The following is a 13,551-nucleotide window of genomic DNA, read 5'->3' on the forward strand; positions in this document are numbered from 1 at the left end:
GCTGACGGCAAGCTCTCGACGCAGGACTTCTTCACCCCGGTGAACGCCGCGACGTTGAACCAGAACGACACCGACCTCGGCTCGGGCGGTCCGCTGGCCCTGCCGGACGGGTTTGGCACCCCCACCCATCCCCACCTGCTCGTACAGGACGGCAAGGACGGGCGGGTGTTCCTACTCGACCGCGACGACCTCGGCGGGCGCGGGCAGGGACCGCAGGGCATCGATGACGTGGTGGGCATGACCGGTCCGTTCCAGGGCGTGTGGGGTCACCCGGCGTTGTGGGGCGGCGACGGTGGCTACGTGTACCTGGCAGGCAGCGGAGGTCCGCTGCGCGCGTTGAAGTACGGCCTGACGGGCGCGGGTGAGCCAGCCCTGGCCGCGGCGGGCACGAGTAGCGGCACGTTCCCGTTCGGTTCCGGTTCGCCCACGGTCACCTCCGATGGGACGACATCTGGATCCGCGCTGGTGTGGATGGTCTACGAAAGTGGCGCGTCCGGCTCCAACGGCCAGTTGCGGGCCTACGACGCGGTCCCCACCAACGGCGTGCTCACCCAGCGCTTCTCCGCGCCGATCGGGATCGCGTCGAAGTTCACCAAGGTGGCGACCGACGCCAACCGCGTGTTCGTCGGTACCCGCGACGGTCATCTGCTCGCCTTCGGCCGGCCGACCGGCGCGGTGCTGTACGGCTCGGCGACCGACTTCGGGAAAGTCCCCGTCGGAGTGTCCGCCACCGCCACGGCGCAGGTCACGGCGCGTGTTCCGCTCACCGTGTCGGCGATCTCCACGTCCGCGCCGTTCGCGGCGACGCTGCCGACGCTGCCGGTCACCCTTGCCGCCGGTGCCACCCTGAGCGTGCCGGTGACCTACACGCCGACGGCCCCGGTCGCCACGGACGTCTCGCTCACGTTCACCACCGACACCGGACTGGCCTCGATCGACCTGCGGGGCATCGGCACGCAGGCGGGTCTGGGCGCGGACCCGCCGTCGCTCGCGTTCGACCGACTCTCCACCGGCGGCTCGAGTGCGCTGTCGGTGAACATCGTCAACACCGGCACCGCGGCGACCACGATCACTGGGGCCACTCTGCCTGGTGACCCGTTCACCGTGAGCGGGCTGCCCGCGCCCGGCACGACGATCCCGGCCGGCGGCTCGGTGACCGCATCGGTGACGTTCGCTCCCACGACCGCCGGGACCTTCGCCGCCACCCTGACGGTCACCAGTGCTGACGGCCCGGTGAGTGTGGCGTTGTCCGGGTCCGCGGTCACCGGCGCGCCGAAGATGACGATCTCGCCGATGTCACTGGACTTCGGTCAGGTTCCGCAGGGCCAGGCCCGGACGGCGACGTTTGACGTCCGCAACGACGGCAACCTGCCGTTGACGATTACAAAGGCGAAGGCCCCGGTCGGTGACTTCGCCAGTACGCAGATCTCCGAAGGGCTCACGCTGGCCCCGGGCGAAGTGATCCACCAGTCGGTGACGTTCACGCCGACCTCGACCGGGGTGCAGGCCGGCTCGTACATCCTCACCGGCGATGACGGAGCGGGCGTACAGACCGTGACGTTGTCCGGCGAAGGCACCTCGCCGGACCCGAACAGCTTCCCGCCGCCCAGCCAGGGTAAATGGACGCTCAACGGGACCGCGGCGATGTCCGGCGGTGATCTGGTGCTGACCCCGACGCAGCAGTACAAAGCCGGCTCCGCCGTCTACCCGGTGACCGTGTCGACCGACCGGTTGGCGATCGAGTTCACCGCCCAGATCGGTGGCGGCACAGGTGGCGACGGACAGACGTTCGCGCTGCTGGACGCAACCAAGACGACCGACCGGGCGCTGGGCACGAACGGTGGGTCCATGGGCTTCGGTACCCTGCCCGGGGTGGCGGTCGCCCTCGACACCTACACCCACGGCAATTCGCTCGCCGTGGCGACGGGGACATCCGGCGGATCCTCGACGTACGTGGCGCGCACCATCAACGTGCCTCACTGGCGTGACGGTACCCACGTTGTCGACGTGGTTGTCACCGGCGGCCGCGTGCAGGTCGCGGTCGACGGCCAGGCAAAGCTCGACGTCGCGGTGGCGGTGCCGGCCAACGCGCTGCTGGCCTTCACCGGTTCAACCGGTTCCGTCACCGATCTGCATGTTGTGCGCGACGTGACGATCAGCCGTCTTCCGTCGACGCCGCCACCGCTCACCGCGCCCGGATGGTCGCGCAACGGCTCGGCGACGCTGTCGGGCAGCGACCTCGTGCTCACGCCCGCGGCACAGAACCGCGCCGGGTCGTCGTTCTACGGCACCCCGCAGCCGACCGCCGGTGGTCTGCATGCAACGTTCACCGTGCAGATCGGTGGCGGCACCGGGGCGGACGGTCTGACCTACGCGCTGCTGGACGCCGCGAACGCCGGACCCACCGCACTCGGGAAGAACGGCGGCGGGCTCGGGTTCAGCGGACTGGCGGGCTTCGCGGTCACGCTTGCCACCTATCGTGGCGGCGCACCGTCGCACTATGTCTCGGTTGTGCGTGGCGCCGCCGGCACGGCGCCGGTCGTCCTGGCAAGTTCGACCAAAATTGGTGACCTGCGGACGGGTACCCATCTGATCGACGTGGAGGCCTCGGGCGGCCGGATCGTCGTCGCGGTGGACGGGATAACGGTGATCGACACGGCGGCGGACCTGCCGTCGAACGTACTGCTCGGGTTCACCGCTGGGACGGGCAGTCGCACCGATGTGCACACGGTCCGGAATGTGACAATCACCCATGGCTGACTGCCCCGGATGCGGTATATGAGCCGCTGACCCGCCGCCCGGGAGCTGTTATCCGAAATCCATCCGCGACCGGGCGGATCAGCGGACGAATGGGTATCCGTTCCCGCTCGACTGGCGATCTGCGCCGGCGAGCGGGAATGTGATGGGGTGGAAAACGATCTGCTGCTCGCATTGGTAATTGTGACGGCACTGGGATTTGATTTCACCAATGGTTTCCATGACGCCGGTAATGCAATGGCCACGTCGATCGCGACCGGTGCTTTGCGTCCCCGGGTCGCGGTCGGGCTGTCCGCGGTGCTCAACCTGGTTGGTGCGTTCTTGTCCCTGAACGTGGCGGCCACCATCGCGAGCGGACTCGTGCAGAGTGATGCAATCACCTTGACCGTGGTGTTCGCCGGCCTGTGCGGCGGTGTCACCTGGAATCTCCTCACCTGGTTTTTCGGAATCCCATCGAGTTCGTCCCAGGCCCTGATCGGAGGCGTGATCGGCGCCACCCTCGCGGCCGCCGGCACCAGCGGAGTGAAGTGGCAGGGTCTGGTCGAAAAAGTTATCATCCCGGCGATTCTGTCGCCGCCGATCGCCGGCGGCATCGCCCTTGTCGGGACCTTCCTCATATATCTGATCTCCCGCCCGGTACCGACCGGCCCGAGAGATCGCGGATTCCGGATAGGCCAGGTCGGGTCGGCGTCCATGGTGTCGCTCTCTCATGGAACGAATGACGCCCAGAAGACGATGGGTATCATCACCCTCGCCCTGATCACGAACGGCACGCTCAGCGCCGACGCGCAGGCGCCCGACTGGGTCATCGTGTCCTGTGCCCTGGCGATCAGCCTGGGCACCTATGTCGGTGGCTGGCGGGTGATGCGGACCCTGGGAAAGGGCCTCATCGAGATCGAAGCGCCTCAGGGCATGGGTGCCGAATCAGCGTCGGCGGCGACAATTCTGTTGTCGAGCTACTACGGGTACTCCCTGTCCACGACCCAGGTGGTGACCGGCGCCATCCTCGGGTCGGGGGTCGCCAAGCGGGGTGCCGAGGTGCGTTGGCGCGTTGCCGGCCGCATGGCCGTCACGTGGGTATTCACGTTGCCGGCGGCAGGCATCGTCGGCGCTCTTGCCTATGGAATTGCGGAGGGTATCGGCGGGGATCTCGGTGCCGCCCTCGTCTTCATCGCACTCCTTGCGGTGGCGATCTCCTTCTACTTGGCCTCGCGTCGGAACCCGGTCAACCCCGACAACATCAACGACGAATGGACCGGCGACGGGGTTCCGGCCGAGCCGGCTACCACCTCCAGCACCTGAAGGGCAGCGGGTCGTGAACAGTTGGATTGATTTCAGCGCGGTTGGCAAGATAATTGTAGTCGGATTGTTGGCGGGCGCGGGCCTGCCGGCCCTGTTCTCCGTCGGTATCCGTGCGCTGGCCCTGCCCGGCGGCGGCGGCCGGCACGGAACCGATGCCGCCGCCGGCACCACGGTGATGGGCGGTAATACGGCGGGGCTGGTTCTCGCCGTCCTGTGCTTCGCCACCGTCCTGGCCGGGATCGGACTCGGCATCTACATCATCGTGGCGGCCTGACATGGCGCTTCCCGCCTTTCTTCAGCGCATCATCGACTGGGTCCGTCAGGGATATCCCGAAGGGCTTCCCAAACATGACTACATTGCGTTGTTCGCTGTCCTCGGCCGGCAGCTTTCGACGGCGGATCTGGAACGGGTCGCCGACGAGTTGGCGCTGTCCGGACAGCTGGCGACGGCCGACGACCCGCATGAGGTGGTCCGTCAGGCGGTCAGCGCGGCCACGAATGGACCTGTGGACGAGGCCGCCGTCGTCCGCGTAGAGGAACGCCTGCGGGCTGCCGGCTGGGACATCACGGAGTTGCCGCCGTGTTGAGCCCGGGGTCATGAGCTGGGGATGTCGAGCTGGAACCAAACGGTCTTGCCGGTTCGGGTCGGCCTGGCACCCCAGCGGGTGGCCAGTTCGGCGACGAGCTGGAGACCACGTCCGCCCTCGTCGTCGACCGTGGGGTGCAGCAGGCGGGGCACGCGGGTGTCCTCGTCGGAGACCTCGACGTAGAGGGCGTGCCGGCCGCGGCGCAGGACGAGGCGCCCGGGGGTGTTCGCGTAGCGGATGGCGTTGGTGACCAATTCGCTGACCAGCAGTTCGACGGTAAAGGCGTCGTTGTCGACTCCCCAACGCTTGAGGGTGGCCAGGACGGCTTCCCGCGCTGCCTTCGCGGCCTGGGGGAGCGGGGCGATCGTGGCGGTGGCGGTGGTGGCCGTCGCCGTGGCTCGGACAAGCAGCAGCGCGACGTCGTCGTCGTAGCCCTCACTGCGATCGAGGAGGGCGAGCAACCGGTCGGCGGTCATTTCGAGATCAGGTGCATCGGTTCGTTCCGCGGAGCCGTGAATGCTGCCCAGGGTGCGCTCGAGGCGCCGGCAGCCTTCGCCGATGTCGATGGCCGGGGATTCGACGAGGCCGTCGGTGAAAAGGGCAAGGGTGCTCCCGGCCGGGAATGCGTGCCATGTTTCGGCGTAGGCCGTCTGTTCCCCGAGGCCCAGACCGAGGATCGGATCGCCGTGACCGCCGAGGTGGTGGACCTCCCCGTCCGGATATGTGAGGACGGGATCGAGGTGACCCGCGTTGGCGACGCAGATCGTGCCGCCGGCGGGTTCGAAGATTGCATAGACGCAACTGATGAGGGTGGCGTCGGGACCGGTGCCGATGGTCTGGACGAGGTCGTTGAGGTGGGTCAGGACGTCTGCGGCCGGCAGGTCGAGCGCGGCGAAGGCGCGGACGGCGCTACGGGCCTGCCCCATGACGGCCGCAGCCGCGAGGCCCCGGCCCATGACGTCCCCGATGACCAGGGCGACCCGGCCCGCGGACAGCGCGATGATGTCGAACCAGTCGCCACCGACTTCGGTACCAGCCGTTCCCGGCTCGTAACGCCAGGCGATGTCCAGGCCTTCGACGGCGGGGGTGTCGTGCGGTAGCAGGCCGCGTTGAAGCGTGAGGGCGGCAGCGCGCTGGCGCTGGTAGGCGCGAATGTTGGCCACCGAACTGGCGAGTCGGCTGCCCAGCTCGGCCGCGGTCTGGAGCTCGTAGTCGCCGTAGCGTTGGCGGGAGGAGAAGAGGCCGAAGTAGACGACACCGAAGAACTGCTCACCCACCAGGAGCGGGGCCACGATGGCCGCGTCGATCGGGACGCGCTCGAAGTGAACCTGCGGGCTGTACCTGTGCGGCTCGTGAACGTGGACGCTTTGGATCACTCTGTCGTCCACGTCGAAGAGCACCGGCCGGCGGGTGGCGAGCGCCTGATGTGCCGGGTTGTCCCAGCTGAGTTCCATGAGGACGCCGACGGACTCCACCATGTCCGTCGGCAGGGGGGCGGAGGATGGCCGGTTGGGCGACGCGAAACCTTGCATGATCAGCGGGTCCGGTCGGCTGGCCGCGTCGAACGGCGTCGGGGCCAGCAGGAGCTCGCAGGTGTCCGCGAACTCGGGGACGACGAGCTCGACGAGCGCGTCCAACGTGTCCGACAGCTTCAAGGACGCGCCCACCAGCGCGCTGGCCCGGCCGAGCAGGCGCAACCGCTGCTCGGCTGCCCCGCGTTCGGCCTCCGCCCGCCGCCGGCGGGTCACATCCACTACGGCCACACCGACCGCCACCGTTACGCCGTCGCGGTTGCGGATCGGGTGGTGGGAAAGACGCCAGACCCGCCGGTCGGGCCAGCTTCCCGGGGCACTGTCCGTGATCTCCACGTTGAGGATCGGTTCCCCGGTCCTCAGCACCTCTCGGATCATGTCCCACAGATAGGGTGCTACGTCCGGAAACAGGTCGGCGACGGTCTGCTTCCCGATGTCGTCCGCGGACAGGGCATTGTGGATGAGCATAGCCTGGTTCATCCGCAGGACCCGCAGCTGCGCATCCACGATGAACAGACCGGCCGGCGCGAGGTCTGCGAGCCGCGTGGCCAGTTCAAGACTGTTCAATCCGTCGGACTCCGCTGGCGCAGAGCGACCGGGAACGTCTGGCTGTCGGATCATCGGCGTGCGCGGGCCGCATGGACACGGGCAGGCCTCATGCCGTCACGCCGTGATATTTGTGCGGTGCGGTATGTCACGTTGCGATATAGCCCTCTTGCCGGTGGCATGGCCTGTGTTTGCAATGAACGAAACCATTGCGATAAGTGATGCAATGAGTTGGGCACGTCATATCCATCGCCTTGTCTTCCGTTCAGCCGTGTGGTGGGCAGTGCCCATCGTCCGACGAAAACAAACGTGCGGTGAATGTGAAACCACGTCCGGGTTCGCCGGGGTTGCCGGTCGGGATGATCTTGGCGGGTTTGGCTACCAGCAGTGTCGTACCGAATGCATGTCTGGGAGTCGCTCTAGGTGACCAACAGGACGACCACGGGGAACGCGCTCACGGCGGCGGCTGTCAGGTAGACCGCCGCGTGTGCCCACAGCGGCGTCCGGGGCGAGGGATCCAGCAGCCGCGAAATGCGAGCGATCAGTGGAGCGTGGATCGGCGACCGGCTGGGCTCGGCCGGCGAGGCGCTCACGCGGCTCATGCCTTTTGATTCCGTCATGTCGCTGCTGTGGCTGGCACGTGGTGGCCACAGCGTCCGGCCTCGTGCGGACACCCGATGGTGGGGCACTCCGGTGATCGCGACCGCGCCCGCCGGCACCGGAGACCGGGCGACGCCGAGCCGGGCCAGAGCGCGCGCGAGGGTCTGCCCACTGGTACATCGGGCGGCGGCGTCGTCGGCGAGCATCTCGACCAGCAGCGACACCGCGGCGGTCGCCTCGCGGGCAGGCGGCAGGAAGGGGAAGGTCTCCTGCCAGGCCACGAAGGGTTGGATGACGAGATCGTGGCGACCGCGGGCATGGGCTTCCTCATGGACGAGGACGGCTTCCAGCTCATCGGGAGCGAGTGCGGCGAGTAGCCCCTTGGAGACGACGACCCGGGTGTGGCGTACTCCGGGGAGGCAGTACGCGACCGCGACCGGATGATCCAGTACGCGGAGCTGACCGCGTCGGCGGGCCCGTTCGCCGTGGTTGTCGTGGTCGCGGCCGGCGAGGTCGACCAGGTGACGGTGACGGCGACGTTGTCGGGCGGTCCGCGACGTCGACAGGGCCAGGACACCGAACAATCGGGCGGTGAGCATCGATGCCACCGCAAGGCCGATCAGGTTGATCCAGCCGAGCCCGGCCAGCGGCTCGCCCGCGGCCAGATGGTCGGCATGATCCCGTAGGCTCACCGCCACGTTCGCGGACAGCGGCGCGAAGGTGAAGGCGATTACCGCGATCAGGGCGGAGACCCCACCCGCGAGCCCGACGGCCTGCCACAGCACGATTGCCGATCGAGGGCAGCGGGACGGCCAGTGGGCCGCGGCGAGCAGCCGTGGGACCGGCCACGCGAGGGCGCCCGAGAACAGAGCGAGGATGGCCGCGGTCATCATAGGGGGTGAACAGTACCTCTGCCAGGATGTCGTGCGTCCTCCCACTCCCGTTGCCCGTGGGCATCCTGCCCAGCTGCGCCCGGTCGCGTGGTGTCGAACCCCGTGGCGTCGGGTTCGCGGGAGTTCGGCCCGAGGGCATCCTGGCCGGCGTCGGCTGGCCGGGTCAGCGCCCGGCGCAGGATTTCGGCTTCGGCGGGGGACACCGAACCGACGAAGCGGACCAGCGCCGAGTTGCGGTCGTCGGTGGTGTCGAGGACAGCGAGCATGGCCTCAGCCACCACCGCGTCCCGGCTGCTCGACGCCTGGTAGCGGTGTGCGCGCTCGGCGCGTTCGCGTTGGACGAATCCCTTGCGCTCGAGACGTTCCAGAACCGTGAGGACGGTGGTGTAGGCGAGGTCCCGTTCGTGGTCGAGGCGGGCTGCGACCTCACGCGCGGTCAGCCAGCCGTCCGTATCCCACAGTACGTCCATGACTGACCGTTCAAGGTCACCCAGGCGCGCCATGAAACTGATTCTACGATGCGTCGAGAGCTTGTGTGACCTGATCCACAAATCCCGTGTCCGTTGACCGTGGCAGCCGTTGACCGTGGCGGGCCGCGCGGCACTGGCCCGGAAGAACGGCCAGCTGGCGGTCAACCTCGTCGACGTCGCGATCGGTCAGCTCCGCCTGGATGCGTCGACCAGCGGTGTCGAGATGGATCGTCGCCAGCCCGAGCATCCGCTGCACCGGTCCCTGGACCCGGCGGATGCTCTGAACCTTCTCCAGCGGGATCCATCGGGTAATCCGGCGTACCCGACCACTTGTGGTTACGACGCAACTGTCATTTCCGCCCCACGAAAGGTAGTGGTATCGAACAGGCGCCTTCCATCGGGCTCGCGGCGGGGCAGGCCGATCGGCCACCGGTGCACCGGGGATGAGCTGGGACAGCAGGTATGCGGCTTGGCCGTGGTCGCCGACAGGGAGGATCGCCCGTAGCTGGCGCCCCTCGGGCCTGTTCTCGTTCCTGACCTGTCTGCCCGCCACCTCGACCTCGAGCCGGCACCACCGCAACGGCCGCCACAGGAGCGGCTCGACCAGTTGGACCGCCTGGACACGGCCGAAGGGGATCGTCTCGGCAGCGGTCTGGATCGCGCCGGAACGCAGGTGGAGGCCGTCGGCAGCGACGGAGACAGTGAGCTCAAAGCCGCTGTTGAAGCGCCGCCAGGCAGCGGTGAGCATGCCGATCACGAAGCCCGCGGCGCCGCCCAGGGCGCCGACGGCTGCCGGGATCATGGCCGCGACCACGGCGAAGGCGCCTACTGTGATCATTGTGATCACGCCCTGGCTGCTCAGGAGGATGGAGACGACCAGACGTCGGGTGGACAGCGCTACCAGCAGCCGTTCCGGTGGCGGCGGCGAATCCTCGGCGACACCGTGCGCCAGGGCCAGTAGGCGGGCGCGCAGAACCTCCGCGTCCGCCTTACGCAGGCAGGCCAGCCGGCCGGTTGCGCCGCCGGAGGCCGCCATCCGCAGGTGGAGCTCGGCCAGGCCCAACAGCCTGGCCAGCCCGGACTCCACCAGGTCGATCGCCTGGATCTGGGTCAGTGGGTAGCGCTGTGAGCTGCGGCGCAGCAATCCCGTTTCGATCCGCAGCGTGCCGTTGTCAACCTGCCACCGGGTGACCAGCCACGAGACCACACCGATGACGACGACCACGGCGATCACCGCCAGATCCCAGTAGGCTCCCTGCCCGCTGGCGTCCTGTTGGCGGGTCACCGCACCGGAGAGCACGACGGCCGCCACTGCTACGAGATGGCGGCCGGCCCGTACCAGTGGCGATAACGGGTGCAGGCGGCGCCAGCCGCCGGTAAGAGCCGCAACGGCCGGCTCGTCGGCGCTGGTCACAGCCCAGCCGCCTGGGCTTCGCCCAGCGCCGCCAGCGCGTCGCGAAGCCGCGCGGCTTCGGCTGCGACCAGGCCTGGGATCCGGGCGTCACTTGCCGCGGCGGCCGTGTGCATGCGGACGGTGGCGAGCCCGAACATGCGCTCGAACGGCCCAGCGGTGACGTCGACGAACTGCATTCGACCGTAGGGAACGACGGAAAGTTTGCGGATCATAACGCCACGTCGAACGAGAAGGTCGTCATCCCGTTCGGCATATGCCCAGGCCCTGACCCGGCGATAGAGGAGTCGTTCCCATGCCAGTGCCACCGCAGTGACCGCCAGCGCCAGCAGCCCGCCGAGCCCGGCCGAGCCCATGGTGCCGCCGAGCAGGCCGACCGCCGTGATCGCCGGAATGGCGATGAGCGCCAGTTGCGTCCGGCGCATGGCTAACAGGCGGGTTGACGGACTGGTCCAGTCCTGGCTGTCGTTCATGTGATCCGTCCGCTGGGCCTATCGGGCCGTTGCCGTGAGACATCCGCTCCGCGGCCGGCGGCCCGGACCCGTCAGCGCGGTGATGTGGTGACGCGACGGTGTGGTGAGTGTGACAGAACCGGGCGTCACGCACCATTTTGACCCGCTCCGGCGGCGCCGCGGTAGTTCGGTGCCCGGTTCGCGGGCACCTCCGGCAGACGTATTCTACGTAGCGTAGAAGTTCTACAGAACATAGAAGATCGCCTTGTGTCTCGGGTTCGTGATCTCCGGCAAGCGAGCCGGGACGGTGTGATCGTCGCTCTTTTCGCGCAGCCGGGGCACCGATGGGTGGCCCAGGCAGGAGGAGGCCGCGCAGATGGTCCTCGCCGGATCCGTAGATCTTGCTCGTGGCCAGACCGCGTTCAGCCTCGCGTTCCACATCTGCTTCGCGGTCTTCGGGGTGGGCCTGCCCTGGCTGCTGCTCTACACCGAGCACCGCTGGCTGCGTACGGGCGACGCCGTGTGGTATGCGCTCACCCGGACGTGGTCGCGGGCCTTTGCGGTTCTGTTCGCGGTCGGCGCGGTGTCGGGAACTGTGCTGTCGTTCGAGTTCGGCCTGCTGTGGCCGGCGTTCATGGCGCGTTATGGCGGAGCGCTCGGCCTGTCGTTCACCCTCGAGGGCTTCGCGTTCTTTACCGAAGCGGTGTTCATCGGCCTCTACCTCTACGGGTGGAACCGCCTGTCGCCACGGGCGCACTGGTGGACGATGGTCCCGATCGCCGTCGCCGGCACCCTGTCCACCCTGTTCATCATCACCGCAAACGCGTGGATGAACGTCCCCCGAGGCGTGCGAGAGGTCGACGGCCGGGTAGTTTCCGCGGAGCCGCTCGCGCCCTTCACCACGCCGTCCGCACCACCGCAGGTGATTCACATGCTGCTCGCGGCACTGATGTGCACCGGCGGCGCGGTCGCCGGGGTGTACGCGGTCGGGATGCTGCGCGGTCGGCGGGACGCCTACCACCGCCGCGGGTTACACGTCGGCCTGATCACGGTACTCGTGTGCGCCCCGTTGCAGCTCGTCGTCGGTGACTGGGCGGCGCGGGTGGTGGAGACCCAGCAGCCGGCGAAACTCGCCGCGATGGAGGCCCTGTACCGGAGCGGAGCGCATGCGCCCTTGACCCTCGGCGGCGTCTACGACGGCGTGACCGGGAAGGTCCGGTACGGGATCGAGATCCCGGACGCCCTGTCCATCATGACCGGATGGAGTCGGGAGCACGTGGTGGCCGGCCTCGACGCACTCCCGCCGGCCGGGCGGCCGAACGCCCTGGTCGTCCACCTCGCATTCGACACGATGGTGGGGCTCGGGACGGCGATCATCGCACTGTCGGTAGCTGTGGCGGTGGCGGCGGTGGCGCTGGGACGACGGCGACATGCCCGCCGTCCGGTGCTCCCGCTCGGCCGGGGCTGGCTGCTCGCGGCGGCTGCCACCGGGCCGGCGTCCGTCATCGCGATGTTGGCTGGCTGGGAGGTGACCGAGGGTGGTCGCCAGCCCTGGATCGTCTACGGCCGCATGCGGGTGTCGGACGCGGTGACGGCGAGCCCCGGCGTCGGCTGGGCGTTCGCCGGGACGCTCGTCCTCTACCTTGGCCTGTCGACGGCGCTGGTACTCATCCTGCGTCGGATGGCCACCGGCGGACCGGCTGGCGGGATCCGTCCTGAGGTTGCTGCCGGCCCTGCGACCGAGCGCGTGGCTGACCCCGTGACTGACCCCGTGACTGACCCTGTGACTGACCCCGTGGAGACGGCGCGAGGGAGACCCCCGGTGCAGCGCAACGGGGTGGCCCGATGACCGCCGCCGACCTGCTGCTGATGGTCATGGTCGGCGGACTGACCGCGTATGCGCTGCTGGGCGGCGCCGACTTCGGCGGCGGTGTCTGGGACCTGCTCGCCCGGGGCCCGCACGCGGGCGACCAACGAGCGTTGATCTCCGGTGCGCTGGGTCCGGTGTGGGAGGCCAACCATGTCTGGCTGATCTTCGTGATCGTGGCGATGTTCTCCGGGTTTCCAGCCGCGTTCGGCGTGATCGGCAGCACCCTGGAGCTGCCGATGGCGCTGGCCCTGGTGGGCATCGTGCTGCGCGGCGCGGCCTATGTCTACCGCGCCTACGGCGCCGGCGCGGCCGGCCCCGACCACTGGTGGGGGCACGTGTTCGCGGTGGCGTCCACGGTCACGCCGTTCATGCTGGGCGTGTGCGGGGCCGCCATGGCCAGCGGGAATGCTCGCACGGACGATGCCACCGCTCCGCTGACCAGCGCATTCGGGCTGGTAGCCGGGGGGTTCGCGGTCACCGTGACGGCCTTCCTCGCCGCGGTGTACCTGTGTCGGGACGCATCCCGGCGAGCTGGGACCGAGCATCTCGTTGACGGCTTGCGGCGCCGGGCGCTCGGCAGCGCGGTCGTCGCGGGCACACTGGCCTGCGTGTTGCTGCCGTTGCTGTGGCGGGACGCGCCCGTGGTGGCGCAGCGGTTCGCCACCCGCGGGGTCCCTTTTGTCATGGCGTCGGCCTGCGGCGGGGTCGGCGCTCTCGTGCTGGTCTGGCGGCGTCATTTCACCGCGGCGCGGCTCGCAGCCGGCCTTGCGGTGGCGGGCGTGCTGTGGGGCTGGGCCGCCGCCCAGTACCCGGACCTGGTGGTCGGGCAGGTCAGCGCAGTCGCGGCCGCGGCGCCCACCGAGAACGTGCGGGCTGTGCTGATCGCGATCGGAGCCGGCGTAGCCGTGTTGATCCCGGCGTTGGTGTTGCTGTTCAAGGTCTTCGCCGACCCGGAACCCGCAGCTGGTGACCTGAACCGTTAGGGCGGGTGTGCGGGTGTGCGGGTGGGCAGCGTGCGGGCCTGCACCGTCTGGACGGCTGGGTCGCCTGGGTGGTTACGGTCACCAGATGAGTGTGCGTGGGGACGACCGGGGCACCGCATCGGTCGACGTCGACCGGTCAGATGCCGGC

At 68.9% G+C, this 13,551-nt stretch carries 11 protein-coding genes; 6 read left to right on the forward strand and 5 right to left on the reverse strand.

Annotated features, from left to right (window positions below; genetic code table 11):
• The 4 genes from U9980_RS08020 to U9980_RS08035 form a co-directional block, all read left to right on the forward strand.
• A partial coding sequence (locus U9980_RS08020; protein WP_322767358.1) for a choice-of-anchor D domain-containing protein occupies nucleotides 1-2,760 on the forward strand: 2,760 nt, incomplete at its 5' end.
• A gap of 147 nt (nucleotides 2,761-2,907) precedes the next feature.
• Nucleotides 2,908-4,059: an inorganic phosphate transporter gene (locus tag U9980_RS08025; RefSeq protein WP_322767359.1), complete on the forward strand. Its 1,152-nt coding sequence runs from the start codon at nucleotides 2,908-2,910 to the stop codon at nucleotides 4,057-4,059.
• Between the two features lie 13 nt (nucleotides 4,060-4,072).
• Nucleotides 4,073-4,333, forward strand: a complete 261-nt coding sequence (locus U9980_RS08030; RefSeq protein WP_322767360.1) for a hypothetical protein — start codon at nucleotides 4,073-4,075, stop codon at nucleotides 4,331-4,333.
• Between the two features lies 1 nt (nucleotide 4,334).
• Nucleotides 4,335-4,646, forward strand: coding sequence for a DUF3349 domain-containing protein (locus U9980_RS08035; protein ID WP_322767361.1), 312 nt, complete (start codon nucleotides 4,335-4,337; stop codon nucleotides 4,644-4,646).
• Nucleotides 4,647-4,654: 8 nt separating this feature from the next.
• On the opposite strand, the gene U9980_RS08040 is transcribed toward U9980_RS08035, so the two are convergent.
• The 5 genes from U9980_RS08040 to U9980_RS08060 form a co-directional block, all read right to left on the reverse strand.
• Nucleotides 4,655-6,745: a SpoIIE family protein phosphatase gene (locus U9980_RS08040; RefSeq protein ID WP_322767362.1), complete on the reverse strand. Its 2,091-nt coding sequence runs from the start codon at nucleotides 6,743-6,745 to the stop codon at nucleotides 4,655-4,657.
• A gap of 398 nt (nucleotides 6,746-7,143) precedes the next feature.
• Nucleotides 7,144-8,217, reverse strand: coding sequence for a M56 family metallopeptidase (locus U9980_RS08045; protein WP_322767363.1), 1,074 nt, complete (start codon nucleotides 8,215-8,217; stop codon nucleotides 7,144-7,146).
• Entirely contained in the window at nucleotides 8,214-8,720 is a 507-nt protein-coding gene (locus U9980_RS08050; protein WP_322767364.1) for a BlaI/MecI/CopY family transcriptional regulator, read from the reverse strand. The genes U9980_RS08045 and U9980_RS08050 overlap by 4 nt, the downstream gene beginning before the upstream one ends.
• A gap of 10 nt (nucleotides 8,721-8,730) precedes the next feature.
• Nucleotides 8,731-10,101 carry a PH domain-containing protein gene (locus U9980_RS08055; RefSeq protein ID WP_322767365.1) on the reverse strand — a complete coding sequence of 457 codons (1,371 nt, stop codon included), beginning with the start codon at nucleotides 10,099-10,101 and terminating at the stop codon, nucleotides 8,731-8,733.
• Nucleotides 10,098-10,571: a PH domain-containing protein gene (locus U9980_RS08060; protein WP_322767366.1), complete on the reverse strand. Its 474-nt coding sequence runs from the start codon at nucleotides 10,569-10,571 to the stop codon at nucleotides 10,098-10,100. The genes U9980_RS08055 and U9980_RS08060 overlap by 4 nt, the downstream gene beginning before the upstream one ends.
• A gap of 355 nt (nucleotides 10,572-10,926) precedes the next feature.
• Here U9980_RS08060 and U9980_RS08065 point away from each other — a divergent pair, with 355 nt between their 5' ends.
• Together U9980_RS08065 and U9980_RS08070 are read left to right on the forward strand one after the other, a co-directional pair.
• The gene (locus U9980_RS08065; protein ID WP_322767367.1) at nucleotides 10,927-12,399 is read left to right on the forward strand and encodes a cytochrome ubiquinol oxidase subunit I; all 1,473 of its coding nucleotides are present in this window, start codon (nucleotides 10,927-10,929) and stop codon (nucleotides 12,397-12,399) included.
• Nucleotides 12,396-13,403 carry a cytochrome d ubiquinol oxidase subunit II gene (locus U9980_RS08070; protein ID WP_322750213.1) on the forward strand — a complete coding sequence of 336 codons (1,008 nt, stop codon included), beginning with the start codon at nucleotides 12,396-12,398 and terminating at the stop codon, nucleotides 13,401-13,403. Before U9980_RS08065 ends, U9980_RS08070 begins: the two co-directional genes overlap by 4 nt.
• The last annotated feature ends 148 nt before the right edge of the window (nucleotides 13,404-13,551 follow it).

It is taken from the genome of Protofrankia sp. Cr1, assembly GCF_963555865.1.
Lineage (GTDB): Bacteria > Actinomycetota > Actinomycetes > Frankiales > Frankiaceae > Protofrankia.